The following is a 12,870-nucleotide window of genomic DNA, read 5'->3' as shown; positions in this document are numbered from 1 at the left end:
CGTGGCGGCTTCGCAGGCACTGTGGCCCTGGCTCGCCGTCGCGGCGTCCGGGGCGCTGCATGGCCTGAACCCGCTGGCGGGCTGGGGCATCGTGGCGTGGCGTGAACGCAAAGGAGGCACGTGCCTGCTGCGCGCGCTGGTGCCGATCGCCGTCGGCAATGCGTTGTCGGTGCTGGTCGTGGCGGCCGCCGTGCCGCTGGCGCTGGCCTTCGGGCGCGAGTTCAGTCCGCTGGTCGTGCAGGGCGTGGCGGTGGTCTTGCTGCTGGCCGTGGTGGCGGTGCACGTCCACGGCCGCCCGGCCGATCATGTGGGACTCGGCGTGTGGGCCTTCATCGTGGCCATGGCGCACGGCGCCAGCTGGATGCTGGTGCCGGCGCTGCTGCCCTTGTGCGCGAGCGGCATGCCGGGCAAGGAGATCGCCCTGTCAGGCTCCGTGCTGCTGGTGCTGGCCGCGGTGGGCCTTCACCTGGCCGCGATGCTGCTCGTGACCGCCGTTGCCAGCGCTCTCGCAGCGCGCGGACTGCGTGCTGCGATCGGCCCGGATTCTCAGGAGCCCAGGCCCGGGCCGGGTGCGCGGTCGATGGAGTGGATGGCGTGGTCCGCGTGCAGGCGCGCGATCTTGTCGCGCGAGAGGACGATCGGCGTCGGGCTGAAGTAACCCGGCTGGTCCAGCTTGCCGTCGCGCATGTCCTTGTTCGGTCCCGAGGCGCCTGGGTAGAACCAGGTCGCCGCATCGAATTCGACGCCATCCGCCTTGACCTCGCGCACGCGCAGGATGGTGTACAGGTACTTGGACTGCGGCGACTGCATCAGGCCGGCGACGTTCACCACGTACCGGTCGCCCTTGGCCGGCGTGGCCAGGTAGGTCTCGCGGCTCGAGCTGCGGCTGGTGTCGTCGATCACCCCGAACACGGCGGCGATGGCGAGCAGGCCCACCAGGATCATCCAGCTTCCGCGCGTGGCGAAGGGAATCGGCGGCTTGGGCAGCTTGGCCTCGATCGTCTTGGTGTCGAGCCGCTGGCCCCGCTGGCAGACGGCACACACGCTGGCGTACTGCTTGCCGGTGACCCATTTGAAGACGTACCAGAAGTGCCGCGCCGTGTACTGCAGCATCAGGTGGAAGGGACGCTCCTTCTCGCAGGTCGGACACGGGCGGTCGCCCTGGTGTCCCAGATCGGCCACCACCCCTTTGGCTCCCCAGATGAACATGATTTTTCTCCTCTCGTTTGGACGCAGAGGATAGCCGCGCGCGGCGCGAGTCCGGCGGGATTCAGGCGGGGGAGACGTCGATCTGCGGAGGATCCGCAACACTCGGCCGCTGCAGCTAGCACCTAAGTGTCAAGCCTTGCAGCGGCCGGGGCGCGTCAGCGATAGCGCGAGTCGTTCGGGTAGCGGTCGTAGCCGTCCGGGATGCCGTCGCCGTCGCGGTCGTACTGCGGGCCCAAGGCGTACGGGCCGGACACGGGGCCGTAGGGAACCAGCTGGCCGTTCTGTTCGGTGTACAGCGGCTGGTTGTTGGCGCCCAGGTAGACGGTGCGGCCCCATTGGTCGCGATAGCTGCCGTACTGGTCGAGGGGAACCTGCCGGCCCGCGGCGTCGTATCCGAAGCGATGGCCGTAGGCGTCCGTGTAGACGCCGCTGACGATGGGCGCGGAGCCGGCCGGCCTGGCGTCGTAAGGCACGCCGAAGATGCGCGAGATGGTGTTGCCAACGCTGTCGATCACGTCGGCCTGCGCGACGCCGCCGATGGCCAGTGCGCCCACGGCGACGGCCGACAAGATGAACTTCTTCATGAGGTACTCCTATGCGGAAACTTCCCGCTCTGGAGTCATTTGAGCCCTCCGCGCACTCGGGCGGCAGCAGTGCGCAGGCCGAGGGTGTGTGCGTTGATTCCGACGCATGGACGCCGCAAGCGCGGCCGCGGCGAATCAATCGCTGGCGGGCGCGCTCATTTCACGGTTTGCCAGTTCCACTGCCAGCGCAGAGGGAACTTCCGCCGGTTTGGCGAGCGAGGCTGCGGGCAGGGAAGGCTCCTGCCGTTGGTGGCCGACGGACCCGGTCGGAGCAGGCGCGCGCGCTTCCACGTGCAGCACCTGGCGGCCGCCATCTGCCGAGAGCAGCAGAGCCAGCTCTTCATGCACTTCGTGCAAGGTCCACCCTTGGGCCAGGACTGCCCCTGCGCGGACCGCCTGTTCGCGTTGCCCATCGACGGACACCAAGGCCATGCCCTGCCCCGGGTGACCCGCCATCGCGACGACCCCGGTGAGAAGGAATCTCGCTGGTGCCGGGGCGGGCGACGCGTGTTGCGCCACGGCCAGCGGGCGTTGCGTGACGACCGGTGTGGGACTCGCGATCGATACGGCCGCCGGCTCTTGCACCGAGCATGCGGTGGCCAGGGCGGCAGCAATGGTGGCGAGCACCAACGACGATCGAAAGGCTGGATGACGAGGAAGCAGGTTCATGGGTCGGGTGCTGCGCAGGGACTCGTAGCGTGCGCCACCGATTCCAGCCGCAGGTCCGCGTTATCCCTAGTGTGTTTTGAAAGCCGACTGAAAGCGCGGTTTCCGTATCGTCCGCCCGTCCTGCAGGAGCGCGCATCGCACGTGCCACCAGGAACAGCTTTCAACCCGAGGACACCATGACATTGAAAAACTGGATGAGACATCTGGCGGCACTCGCGCTTGTCACCCTGCTTGCCGCCTGCGGTGGCGGCAATTCGGCTCCGCCTCCTCCCGATCCCCTGGCGAATGCGCCGGAGAACGTGCGCATGACCTGGTTCGGCATCACCAACTGGCACTACCAGATCGGCGACAAGGGGGTGCTCCTCGATGGCGAAGTGGTCAACTCGGGCAGCACGCCGCGCGCGGGCAGCGTCACCACCGCGCTCACCGCGATCAAGAGCGGCCCGGGCGGCACGCCCACCACGGCGCTGTCGATCGACGTGATCCTGCTCGGTCACGTGCACCCCGACCATTCCGTCCAGCTGCCGGAGTGGGCCAAGCAGACGGGGAAGATGGTGTATGCACCGCCCGCCGCCTGCACGACCCTGGTGGCGACCTACGGCATTCCGGCAGCGCAGTGCGTGGGGCTCAAGGGCGGCGAAGTCATCAAGCTCAGCGACTTTGCCGAGGTGAGGGCTGTGCGCTGGGTGCACAGCGTCGAATGCAACGAATTCAGCAACGGCACCGGCACCCCGGAGACCTTCGGCTTCCTGTTCACGGTGCGCACGAAGGACGGGAAGGTCCTCAGCTGGTTCACTTCGGACAGTGGGGCGGGTGGCCCGGACCTGACGACGCCGCGTGTCGTCACGTCGGTCAGCAACGGCGTGACCACGACCGTCACTTACGGCTCGCCACTGCAGAACCTGAATGCGGCGCTCAAGGATGCCAAGCTGACCGGCTTCGAGATCTGGCAGGGCGGCCCCGAGTCGCGGATGGTGTACCAGGCCCGCACGGTGATTCCGGCGTATGGCGTCAAGACGTTCATGCCGCATCACCTGGATGCCCGCGCGGCCAACGGCGTGAACTTCAACCTGCGCTACGGGATGCACTATGCGTACAACCCGGATGACCAGCCGAAGCTGAAGCAGCTGCTCGTGGCGCTTGGCGTGCCCCAGGTCTATCCCACCAACTACTGGGATGCGTGGATCTACGACAGCAAGGGCCTGCGCACGACGCCGAACACGGCCATGAAGGCGGCGTACGGCCTGCCGGCGGAAGGCCCGGGCCCCGGAACGCAGTTCGCCAATCCGCGTGCCGGCGCGCTCGAGTGCACCTACGACTGATGCGGTGGCTGGCGCCTTGAAGGCGCCCAGTCCCCTGTTTCCCGGCCCTGCGAATGCGCGGGGCCGGCCCATCTCCAACCGATCCGAGAATCCATGTCCACTCCCACCCGCCGGCACTTCCTCGCAGGTGCTTCCGCGCTTGCCGCCTCGCTCGGCGCCCCTTCGCTCGCCATGGCCCAGCCCGGCTGGCCGAGCAAGCCGATCCGCTTCGTGGTCCCTTTCGCCCCAGGGGGCAGTTCCGAAATCATCGCTCGCTCGGTCGCGGGCGAGCTGTCGAAGTCGCTCGGGCAGAACGTCTTCGTCGACAACAAGCCCGGCGCCTCGGGCAACATCGCCATGAGCGAGGTCGCTCGCGCCGACGACCAGCACACCGTGATCCTGGGGCACATCGGCACCTTGGCCGTGAACCCCTACATGTACGAGAAGCTGCCTTACGACGCCAACAAGGACTTCAAGCCCGTCAGCCTGCTGGCGAAGGTGCCGAGCCTGTACGTGGTGAATCCCGACGTGCCGGCGCGCAACCTGAAGGAATTCCTGGCCTTGGCCAAGGCCAGGCCGGGCCAGATGAGCTATGGGTCCGCCGGCAATGGAAGCGCGGGGCACCTGGCCTTCGAGTACCTGAAGATGGCCTCGGGGGTCTTCCTCCTGCACGTGCCTTACCGCGGTACCGGACCCCAACTCACCGACCTGCTTGCCGGCCGGCTCGAGGCGGCAGCGGTGGGCGCCTCGGCCATCCTGCCGCAGATCAAGGCCGGCAAGGTGCGCTGCATCGCGACGGGTTCGACGCGCCGCCTGGCCCAGCTTCCCGACCTTCCCACGGTGGCGGAGCAAGGTTTCCCCGGGTTCGAAATGACGCAGTGGTACGGCATGCTGGCGCCGGCGTCGATGCCGCAGGCCAACGTCGAACGGCTCGCCGTCGAAATCGCGAAGGCCATGAAAATTCCCGCCGCGGTGGAACGGCTGCACGGCGACGCCGCCGAACCGATCGGGGGCAGCCCGGCGCAGTTCGCCCAGTTCATCGCCGCGGAGCAGAATCGCTGGAAAACCGTCGTGCAGCGCGCCAGGATCAAACCGGATTGAGACCGGGTGCCGCGGCGTAGCAACGGCGACGCACCAAAAGACCATGCGAGTCCTCCTGGCCGAAGACGAACACACCCTGGGCACCTGGCTCTGCCGGGCGCTCGAGCGCGTGGGCATCGTCGTGGAGTGGGTGGACAACGGGCGGATGGCGGAGCGCGCCTTGGCCAAGGGCGACCATGACGCCCTGGTCCTCGACCTCGGGTTGCCGGACATGGATGGCTACGAGGTGCTGCGCGCCTTGCGCGCCGGGGGAAGCCGGCTGCCCACCTTGATCCTGACGGCCCGCGACTCGCTGGCCGACAAGGTCCGCTCGCTCAACGAAGGCGCGGACGACTTCCTGGCCAAGCCGTTCGAGCTTGCCGAACTGGAGGCCAGGCTGAATGCGCTGGTGCGCAGGGCGCGCGGCGTCGAGAGCTCCCGCTTCGCCTGCGGGCCCCTCGTCTACGACACGACCACCAAGAAATTCTCCCTGCGCTCGGCACCGCTGCAGCTCACGCCGCGGGAATACGCGGTCCTGCGCGTGCTGGTCCAGCGCAGCGGCGAGCCCTTGTCCAAGCAGCAGATCACCGAACGCATCTTCTCCGACGACAAGGACATCCACCCCGAGGCCATCGAAGTGATGGTGCACAGGCTGCGCAAGCGCCTGGAGGGCTCGGGGGTGCAGATCGTCACCTTGCGGGGGCTAGGCTATGCGCTGGAAGCATCTGAAGCGCCTTAGCCTGCGCAGGGGTATCTTCCTGCTCTTGCTGCCGATGCTCGCCATCGTGACCCTGGTCGAACTGAGGATCACCGACGTGGACGCCGTGGCAGCGGCCAACGCAGCTTACGACCGTTCCTTGCTCGGCGCCGTCAAGTCGATCGACTCCAACATTTCCACGCAGTCCGGCGGCCTGTCGGTGGAACTGCCTTACCGCATGTTCGAGTTCTTCGAACTGACGGCCAGCGGGCAGGTGTACTTCCGGGTGGCGACGTCCGATGGCCTGGTGGAACTCGGGAGCGCGGACCTGCCCGAGCCCCCGGACAAGTTGAATCCGGGCACGCCGGTCTTCTATGACGCCACCTATTTTCGGGAGCCGGTTCGCGTCGCGGCTTACCTGAGGGAGCTGGACCGGCCGGTGGCGCAGTCCGCGGCCAAGTACGTGATGATCCAGGTCGCCGAAAGCACGCAATCGCGGCAGGAGTTCACGCGCTCGTTCGTCGTTCGCGCTGCCGCACGCGACGCGGTGATCCTTGCCTTGACCATGCTGTGCGCCACGGCGGCGGTGTCGCTGGCGGTGCGTCCGCTCGCAAGGCTGGGGAAAGAGGTCGCGGCCCGCAAGGGCAGCGACCTGACGCCGCTGGAGGATACCGACCTGCCCGCCGACGTGCGGCCCCTGGTGCAGGCCGTGAACCACCACATGGCGAGGACGCGCGAACTGGTGACGCAACAGCGCTCCTTCCTCGACGACGCGTCCCACCAGTTGCGCACCCACCTGACGACCCTGCAGATGCAGATGGATTACGCCTTGCGGGAGCAGGACCAGCAAGGCGTGCGTTCGGCGGTGGAGGCCGCGCGCGAGGAGCTCGCCCGCGCCACCCGCAGCACGCAGCAGCTGCTGACGCTCGCGCGCAGCGATACCGTGCAGCTGCGCGTGGGCGACCTGGATTTGCGCGAGCTGGTGCAGGAGGTCGCGGTCGACCTGTTGCCCCAGGCACGGGCCCGCCAGATCGACCTGGGCGTGGAAGCTGCCTCCCAGCCGGCCACCGCGGATCGCTCGCTGATGCGGGAAGCGCTCGCCAACCTGGTTGCCAATGCGATCGTCTACGTCCCCGAACGCGGGCGGGTGACCGTGTCCGCTGCAGCCGATCAACTGGGTTGGAGCCTGAACGTGGAAGACAACGGTCCGGGCTTGAGCGAAGAGGAGCGGCAGACCCTGGGCGTGCGCTTCAGGCGTGGCGTCAACAGCACGAAGTCCGGGTCGGGCCTCGGACTGGCGATCGCGCGCTCCATTGCCCAGCGCCACGGAGGCGTCCTTCGCCTGGAACCCCGGGCAGCGGGGCGCGGCCTGTCCGCTTCCATCTGGTGGCCGCGCGGTTTCGCCGCAACCGCGCCGACCTTTGCAGAGGCTCCACGATGAAAGGCCTCGACATCCTGCGAGCGGCCGCCGCTGCGGCGATGCTGCTCGCGTGCGCACCGGCATCTGCCGCCGCCGAGGCAGCGGAGTGTGTCGTCCCCGCCAAGCAAGGCGGAGGGTTCGACATGACCTGCCACCTTGCCAGGGACATGTTGCGGGCTGCACGTGCCGAGCGCGGGGCCGACATGCGGATCACCTACATGCCGGGGGGCATAGGTGCCGTCGCCTTCGACCGAGCGGTCAGCCAGAACATGTCCGATCCCAATGTCCTTGTTGCTTTCTCCAGCGGCTCCCTGTTGAACCTCGTGCAAGGCAAGTTCGGCCCCCACAAGCCCGGCGATGTCCGCTGGCTGGCGGCGATCGGCACGGACTACGGTGTCATTGCCGTGCGCAACGGCTCTCCCATCGTCTCCCTGCAGGATCTGCTGGCGGCGCTGCGCAAGGACGCGGGGCGGGTCGTGTTCGGCGCGGGCGGCACCGTGGGCAGCCAGGACTGGGTCAAGGCCGCCTTGCTCGTGCGAGGCGCGGGCCGCGACCATCGTTCCATGCGCTTCGTCTCTTTCGAGGGCGGGGGCGAGGCGCTGGCCGCATTGCGGGGCGGTCACGTCGACGTGTTCGCAGGCGACGCATCGGAAGTGCGGCAGGTGCTGCTGAAGGAGCCCGGCGCAGTACGCATCATTGCGGTGCTTTCGGAGGGCAGGTTGGCCGCGCCGTTCGCGTCCGCTCCGACCGCACGCGAGCAAGGGCTCGACCTCGTGTGGCCCATCGTCCGCGGTCTCTACCTCGGTCCAGGCGTCCCGGATGCCGACTACAGGGCCTGGGTCGCTGCCATTGACCGCGCCACCGCCAGCCCCGGCTTCGCGCAATTGCGCGAGCAGTCCGGCATGTACCCCTTCACCCTGAGCGGCGCCGCGCTCGACAAGTTCGTCGAACAAAGCGCCGACAAGTACCGCGCGCTGGCCAGGCAGCTCAACCTGCGGGTCGTGCCTCCATGACGCGGCTGCGCAACTACGCGGCCGTCAGAGCCGCGTAGCTCAGGCCTTTGAGCTTCACGCTGGCAATCTCAAGCACGTAGCCGATCCGCGGACCCTCCAACACGAACTGCAGCGACAGCGCACCGGTGATCTCGTCGCACGCGAGCTGCGTGCCCTCCGCCGTGACCACGGCCTTGCGCAGTGCGAAGGCCGGCAGCTCGAAGGCCACGCCGCGGTCGACCGCTGCGGAATAAGGGCGAATCGTGTTGTTGCCTTCCGCGCGGCCGAACAGCTCACCTTGCAGGCCCGGCACGGCGAAGGGTCCGTCGCCCAGCCGCAATTCGCCCTGCAGCGCCGTGCGCGCCAGCAGCCTCAGCGTCTGCTCGCTGAAGCCCAGGCCCGGGCTGCTGCGGCCCTGGTGCAGCAGGGCCTCGGCAAAGGGCTGCAGGTCCAGCTTGCCGCGGTCGGACACCCAAGGGCCCAGCAAGGCGGCGCGCTTCTCGTATTCGACGCCGGGCATGGGCGTCTGCGGAAAGCGGTACAGGTAGCTGCGGCCGTTCGCCGCATCCACGTAGACGCCCTCGGGCGCCGCGCCCATGCGCGAATCCGGCCCCACGTGGGCCACGCTGGCGTCGTCGAAATCGATGCGGCCCTGGCGGATGGGGACGTTCACGTCCGCATCGAAGAACAGCTGCGCGTCGGTGATCCGCGCGCGGATCTCGCCGTTGGCCTCGGCCAGCGGCGCCAGGGACCACGCGGCGGCCTGCAGTTCGCCGACGGCCTGCGGGGTGAGCTGCAAGGGACCGGCCAGCCGGATGCCCGCCAGCTCGGCGCGTTCGACCTTCAGTCCGGGCAGGGCGGCAAGCAGGGTGGAGGCAAGCAGGTCGGTCATGCAGGTGGCGGCGGTTGTGCCCTTTCTAGCAGAATCGCCCGCTCCCATGGTTCGAAGGCCGGAACGCTGCGCGGATGGGACCTTGGTCCAATTCCCGGGGCGGCGCGCGCCGGGAACCATCGTCGCCATGCTGCAGCGACGCATCTTCCTGTCCACGTTGGCGATGCTGGGCACCGTCGGTGCCTGGGCGCAGCGCCCCGCGCACCCCATCGCGCGGCCGATCCGTCCGCTGGCGCCGGGACGCTTCGACTGGCGCGACGGCGTGGCCGGCGGCGCCATGCCCGGCATCTACACCGTGGTGAGCGTCGACAGCGGCGACGAGACGCTGCAGCTGCGCGACCAGGAGGGCCGCACGGGCCTCGTGCACGTCGACGGCGACATCTTCGACTTCGACGAGGTCAAGGCGGGCGACGAGGTCGAGGTCGACTTCAAGGTGCAGGATCCGGGGGTGAAGCGCTTCGAGGCGGGAGGCATCTGGAAGGTGCAGCGCTAAAAGCTGCAAAATCCTTCCCGATGAACCCCCTACCCACCTACGCCGACGTCGTCGCCGCTTCCGAACGCATCCAGGGCCACGCCCACAAGACGCCGGTGCTCACCTCGCGCACCGTCGACGAGCAGTTCGGCGCGCAGGTCTTCTTCAAGTGCGAGAACCTGCAGCGCATGGGCGCCTTCAAGTTCCGCGGCGGCTTCAACGCGCTGGCGAAGTTCACGCCCGAGCAGCGCCGGCTGGGCGTGGTGGCCTTTTCCTCGGGCAACCACGCGCAGGCAATCGCGCTGTCGGCGCGCATCCTGGGCATCCCGGCCACCATCGTGATGCCGAAGGACGCGCCCGCCGCGAAGGTGGCTGCGACCAAGGGCTACGGCGGCACGGTCGTCCTCTACGACCGCTACACCGAGGACCGCGAACAGATCGGCCGCGAGCTGGCCGACAAGCACGGCCTCACGCTGATCCCGCCCTACGACCACGCCGACGTGCTGGCGGGGCAGGGCACGGCGGCCAAGGAGCTGGTCGAGGAAGTCGGTCCGCTCGACGCCTTCTTCGCACCGCTCGGTGGCGGCGGCCTGCTTTCGGGCAGTGCGCTGGCGCTGCGCGCGCTGGCGCCCGACTGCAGCATCTACGGCGTGGAACCGGAAGCCGGCAACGACGGCCAGCAGTCCTTCCGCAAGGGCGCCATCGTCAACATCGAGGTGCCCAAGACGATTGCCGACGGCGCGCAGACCCAGCACCTGGGCGCGATCACCTTTCCCCTCATCCAGCGCGACGTGACGGACATCCTCACCGCCAGCGACGCGGAGCTGGTGGACTGCATGGGCTTCCTGGCTTCGCGCATGAAGCTGGTGGTGGAGCCCACGGGCTGCCTCGGCTTCGCCGCGGCGCGCCGCATGAAGGGCGAGCTGAAGGGCAGGAAGGTCGGCGTGCTGCTCAGTGGCGGCAACGTCGACATGGCCCGCTTCGCGAGCCTGCTGGCCGCGGCCGGCTAGCGGATCACAGCCGGAAGCGGTCCCACTGCGCGCGGGCGCATTCGCCCATGACCTGGAACGAGCGGTCGACCACCTGCGGACCGGTGACGAATGCGTTGCGCCCGCCCGGCCCGGCGGCGCGGTTCGCGCGGCGCTGGGCGCGGAGCGCTCGGCCGGCTGCGGCTGCATAACGGCTTGCCAAAGACGAGCACGATGGCGCATAGTCGTCCGATGGACCGCGCACTCGGCGCCACCGAATACCGCCTGCTCGTCGAGCATGCGCCGGTGATGGTCTGGCGCGCGGGGCTGGACGCCAAGTGCGACTACTTCAACCAGACCTGGCTCGATTACACCGGCCGCACCATGGCGCAGGAGCTGGGTGACGGCTGGGCCGAGGGCGTGCATCCCGAGGACTTCCAGCGCTGCCTGGCCCTCTACCTGGACCACTTCGAGCGGCGCCAGGCCTTCGAGATGGAGTACCGCCTGCGCTGCCGGGACGGCAGCCACCGCTGGATCCTCGACCGCGGCGTGCCCTACACCGACGACAGCGGTGCGTTCGCGGGCTTCATCGGCAGCTGCGTCGACGTGGACCAGCGCCGCAAGGCGCAGGACGCGCAGCAGCAGCACGACCGCGAGCAGCTGGAGCTGGCGCGCGATTTCGAGAAGTGGATCCTCGCCATCGTCGGCCACGACATCCGCGACCCGCTCAACACCATCCAGCTGGCCGCGCACATGCTGGGCCGCGTGCCGGATGCGACGCCGGCCGTGAGGAAGCAGGCGGAGAACGTCACGCGGGCCGTGAGCCGCATCCGCCACATCGTCGGCGACCTGCTGGACCTGTCGCGCGAGCGCGAAGGGCAAGGCATCTCCGTCCACCCCGCCCCCACCGACATGCGCAAGGTCTGCCAGCACATCATCGAGGAGGTGCGGGGCATCGCGACCGACCGCCTGGTCACGTTCGAATGCCAGGTCGACGGCGAGGGTGCGTGGGACGAGCAGCGCATCCTGCAGGCGATTTCCAACCTCGCCTCCAATGCCGTGCAGCACGGCACGCCCGGCTCGCCGGTGAACCTGCGCCTGACCGGCGACGCCGAGCGCGTGTCCGTGGAGGTGCGCAACGAAGGCGCCATTGCGCTCGAGGTGCTGCCGCAGCTCTTCGAGCCGTTCCGTTCGGGCCGCCACCACGGCGGCCGCGGCCAGGGACTGGGCCTGGGGCTCTTCATCGCCAAGGCCATCGCGCAGGCGCACGGCGGCGACCTCGAGGTGGACTCCGCGCAGGGCGCCACCATCTTCCGGCTGGTGCTGCCGCGGCACACGGCCGCCTAGGCGACTAGGCCAGGTCCTGCGCCGTCAGCCACAGGCGCAGGTCGAACTCCAGCTGGTGGTACTCCGGCTCCATGTGCGCGCACAAGGCGTAGAAGGCCTTGTCGTGCTCGCGCTCCTTGAGGTGCGCGAGCTCGTGCACGACGATCATGCGCAGGAAGTCGGCCGGCGCCTCCTTGAACAGCGTGGCGATGCGGATCTCGCGCTTGGCCTTGAGTTTGTTGCCCTGTACGCGCGACACCGTGCTGTGGGTGCCCAGCACGTTCTTCAGGATGTGCAGCTTGGGGTCGTAGGCCACTTTCGCCAGCGGCGGCGCGCTGCGCAGGTAGCGCGTCTTGAAGTCGTTGACGTAGTCGTAGAGCGCCCGCTCGCTGCGGATGTCGTGCGGCTCCGGGTGCCGCTTGGCGACGACTTCGGCCAGGCGGCCTTCGGTGACGAGCTTGCGCACCTGCTCCAGCAGTTCGGGCGGATAGCCCTGCAGGTAGGGCAGGCGGAAGTCGTTCTCGGGCACGCCGGGATTTTCCCATGCGGGGCAAGGCAGAATCGGGCCGTGTGCAGCAACTACGTCGCCGTCAGCTCGCAGGAGCGCCTGCTCCACTTCTTCGGTGTCTTCCGCGAGGACCCGAAGCTGCCGCCCGAGATCTGGCCGACGGGCCTGGCGCCCTTCATCCGCAAGGCCGATCCGGGCTCGGGCCACCAGCGCGTGGTGGAGACCGGGCACTACGGGCTGGTCCCCGGCTTCGCCAAGGAGGTGGCATACGGCCGCCGCACCTACAACGCGCGCAGCGAGACGGTGCACCAGCTCGCGAGCTTCCGTGAAAGCTGGAGGAGGGGTTGGCGCTGCATCGTGCCGGCCGAAGTCCTGTTCGAGCCCTACTACCCGCCCGAAGGCGGGCGGCCGGTGCGCTGGGGCGTGACGCGGCCCGGAATGGTGCCCATGGGCGTTGCCGGCATCTACCGCGAATGGACCGCGCCCGACGGCCGCAAGTCGTGGACCTTCGCGATGCTCACGATGAACTGCGACGCGCATCCCCTGTACTCGCGCTTCCACAAGCCCGGCGAAGAGAAACGCATGCCCATCGTCCTGGACGAGTCGGACTACGACGCCTGGCTCGATTGCGACGTGGCGGCCGCATCCGGCTTCTTCCAGATGTACGAGGGCGCGCTCGATGCCACGCCGGCGCCGCTGCCGCCGCGCACGCCCCCGGCACCGCCGCCGCAGGAGCCCATGCTGTTCTGACG

General features: G+C 68.8%; 15 protein-coding genes. 10 read left to right on the top strand and 5 right to left on the bottom strand.

Annotation, left to right across the window (positions count from 1 at the left end; all coding sequences use genetic code 11):
• The first annotated feature begins 1 nt into the window (after nucleotide 1).
• Nucleotides 2–658 (top strand): hypothetical protein, encoded by a 657-nt coding sequence (locus LZ009_RS16795; protein ID WP_275699102.1) that lies wholly within the window; start codon nucleotides 2–4, stop codon nucleotides 656–658.
• On the opposite strand, the gene LZ009_RS16790 is transcribed toward LZ009_RS16795, so the two are convergent.
• The 3 genes from LZ009_RS16790 to LZ009_RS16780 form a co-directional block, all read right to left on the bottom strand.
• Nucleotides 547–1,209 carry a hypothetical protein gene (locus LZ009_RS16790; protein ID WP_275699101.1) on the bottom strand — a complete coding sequence of 221 codons (663 nt, stop codon included), beginning with the start codon at nucleotides 1,207–1,209 and terminating at the stop codon, nucleotides 547–549. The genes LZ009_RS16795 and LZ009_RS16790 overlap by 112 nt on opposite strands.
• A 155-nt stretch (nucleotides 1,210–1,364) precedes the next feature.
• Nucleotides 1,365–1,793 (bottom strand): hypothetical protein, encoded by a 429-nt coding sequence (locus tag LZ009_RS16785; protein WP_275699100.1) that lies wholly within the window; start codon nucleotides 1,791–1,793, stop codon nucleotides 1,365–1,367.
• 135 nt (nucleotides 1,794–1,928) lie between these two features.
• The gene (locus tag LZ009_RS16780) at nucleotides 1,929–2,462 is read right to left on the bottom strand and encodes a hypothetical protein (protein WP_275699099.1); all 534 of its coding nucleotides are present in this window, start codon (nucleotides 2,460–2,462) and stop codon (nucleotides 1,929–1,931) included.
• A gap of 176 nt (nucleotides 2,463–2,638) precedes the next feature.
• Here LZ009_RS16780 and LZ009_RS16775 point away from each other — a divergent pair, with 176 nt between their 5' ends.
• The 5 genes from LZ009_RS16775 (at nucleotide 2,639) to LZ009_RS16755 (ending at nucleotide 7,973) form a co-directional block, all read left to right on the top strand.
• Nucleotides 2,639–3,784, top strand: coding sequence for an MBL fold metallo-hydrolase (locus tag LZ009_RS16775; RefSeq protein ID WP_275699098.1), 1,146 nt, complete (start codon nucleotides 2,639–2,641; stop codon nucleotides 3,782–3,784).
• Between the two features lie 93 nt (nucleotides 3,785–3,877).
• Nucleotides 3,878–4,864, top strand: a complete 987-nt coding sequence (locus tag LZ009_RS16770; RefSeq protein WP_275699097.1) for a Bug family tripartite tricarboxylate transporter substrate binding protein — start codon at nucleotides 3,878–3,880, stop codon at nucleotides 4,862–4,864.
• A gap of 43 nt (nucleotides 4,865–4,907) precedes the next feature.
• Complete coding sequence (locus tag LZ009_RS16765) at nucleotides 4,908–5,582, top strand: response regulator (RefSeq protein ID WP_275699096.1); 675 nt, start codon at nucleotides 4,908–4,910, stop codon at nucleotides 5,580–5,582.
• Between the two features lie 34 nt (nucleotides 5,583–5,616).
• Complete coding sequence (locus LZ009_RS16760) at nucleotides 5,617–6,981, top strand: sensor histidine kinase (protein WP_346730756.1); 1,365 nt, start codon at nucleotides 5,617–5,619, stop codon at nucleotides 6,979–6,981.
• Nucleotides 6,978–7,973, top strand: coding sequence for a tripartite tricarboxylate transporter substrate binding protein (locus LZ009_RS16755; protein WP_275699094.1), 996 nt, complete (start codon nucleotides 6,978–6,980; stop codon nucleotides 7,971–7,973). The genes LZ009_RS16760 and LZ009_RS16755 overlap by 4 nt, the downstream gene beginning before the upstream one ends.
• Nucleotides 7,974–7,986: 13 nt before the next feature.
• On the opposite strand, the gene LZ009_RS16750 is transcribed toward LZ009_RS16755, so the two are convergent.
• Entirely contained in the window at nucleotides 7,987–8,844 is an 858-nt protein-coding gene (locus LZ009_RS16750) for a hypothetical protein (protein ID WP_275699093.1), read from the bottom strand.
• Between the two features lie 127 nt (nucleotides 8,845–8,971).
• On the opposite strand from LZ009_RS16750, the gene LZ009_RS16745 reads away from it, so the two are divergent.
• The 3 genes from LZ009_RS16745 to LZ009_RS16735 all read left to right on the top strand — a co-directional run bounded on the left by LZ009_RS16745 (nucleotide 8,972) and on the right by LZ009_RS16735 (nucleotide 11,631).
• Complete coding sequence (locus LZ009_RS16745; RefSeq protein WP_275699092.1) at nucleotides 8,972–9,337, top strand: hypothetical protein; 366 nt, start codon at nucleotides 8,972–8,974, stop codon at nucleotides 9,335–9,337.
• 20 nt (nucleotides 9,338–9,357) lie between these two features.
• Nucleotides 9,358–10,326 carry a threo-3-hydroxy-L-aspartate ammonia-lyase gene (locus LZ009_RS16740; protein ID WP_275699091.1) on the top strand — a complete coding sequence of 323 codons (969 nt, stop codon included), beginning with the start codon at nucleotides 9,358–9,360 and terminating at the stop codon, nucleotides 10,324–10,326.
• Between the two features lie 210 nt (nucleotides 10,327–10,536).
• Nucleotides 10,537–11,631, top strand: a complete 1,095-nt coding sequence (locus LZ009_RS16735) for a PAS domain-containing sensor histidine kinase (RefSeq protein ID WP_275699090.1) — start codon at nucleotides 10,537–10,539, stop codon at nucleotides 11,629–11,631.
• 4 nt (nucleotides 11,632–11,635) lie between these two features.
• Here the strand turns inward: LZ009_RS16735 and LZ009_RS16730 are convergent, their stop codons facing one another.
• Complete coding sequence (locus LZ009_RS16730; RefSeq protein ID WP_275699089.1) at nucleotides 11,636–12,139, bottom strand: M48 family metallopeptidase; 504 nt, start codon at nucleotides 12,137–12,139, stop codon at nucleotides 11,636–11,638.
• Nucleotides 12,140–12,178: 39 nt separating this feature from the next.
• On the opposite strand from LZ009_RS16730, the gene LZ009_RS16725 reads away from it, so the two are divergent.
• Entirely contained in the window at nucleotides 12,179–12,868 is a 690-nt protein-coding gene (locus LZ009_RS16725; protein ID WP_275699088.1) for an SOS response-associated peptidase, read from the top strand.
• Nucleotides 12,869–12,870: the final 2 nt, after the last annotated feature.

It is taken from the genome of Ramlibacter paludis, from assembly GCF_022012305.1.
GTDB lineage: Bacteria > Pseudomonadota > Gammaproteobacteria > Burkholderiales > Burkholderiaceae_C > Ramlibacter > Ramlibacter paludis.
This window is presented reverse-complemented; position numbering and strand designations above follow the sequence as displayed.

Excerpts from the sequence above, each read along its gene's own strand:
- LZ009_RS16745 (WP_275699092.1), top strand. The coding sequence starts at position 8,972 with ATGCTGCAGCGACGCATCTTCCTGTCCACGTTGGCGATGCTGGGCACC.
- LZ009_RS16760 (WP_346730756.1), top strand. The coding sequence starts at position 5,617 with ATGCTCGCCATCGTGACCCTGGTCGAACTGAGGATCACCGACGTGGAC.
- LZ009_RS16775 (WP_275699098.1), top strand. The coding sequence starts at position 2,639 with ATGACATTGAAAAACTGGATGAGACATCTGGCGGCACTCGCGCTTGTC.
- LZ009_RS16780 (WP_275699099.1), bottom strand. The coding sequence starts at position 2,462 with ATGAACCTGCTTCCTCGTCATCCAGCCTTTCGATCGTCGTTGGTGCTC.
- LZ009_RS16785 (WP_275699100.1), bottom strand. The coding sequence starts at position 1,793 with ATGAAGAAGTTCATCTTGTCGGCCGTCGCCGTGGGCGCACTGGCCATC.
- LZ009_RS16790 (WP_275699101.1), bottom strand. The coding sequence starts at position 1,209 with ATGTTCATCTGGGGAGCCAAAGGGGTGGTGGCCGATCTGGGACACCAG.
- LZ009_RS16750 (WP_275699093.1), bottom strand. The coding sequence starts at position 8,844 with ATGACCGACCTGCTTGCCTCCACCCTGCTTGCCGCCCTGCCCGGACTG.
- LZ009_RS16740 (WP_275699091.1), top strand. The coding sequence starts at position 9,358 with ATGAACCCCCTACCCACCTACGCCGACGTCGTCGCCGCTTCCGAACGC.
- LZ009_RS16735 (WP_275699090.1), top strand. The coding sequence starts at position 10,537 with ATGGACCGCGCACTCGGCGCCACCGAATACCGCCTGCTCGTCGAGCAT.
- LZ009_RS16755 (WP_275699094.1), top strand. The coding sequence starts at position 6,978 with ATGAAAGGCCTCGACATCCTGCGAGCGGCCGCCGCTGCGGCGATGCTG.
- LZ009_RS16765 (WP_275699096.1), top strand. The coding sequence starts at position 4,908 with ATGCGAGTCCTCCTGGCCGAAGACGAACACACCCTGGGCACCTGGCTC.
- LZ009_RS16770 (WP_275699097.1), top strand. The coding sequence starts at position 3,878 with ATGTCCACTCCCACCCGCCGGCACTTCCTCGCAGGTGCTTCCGCGCTT.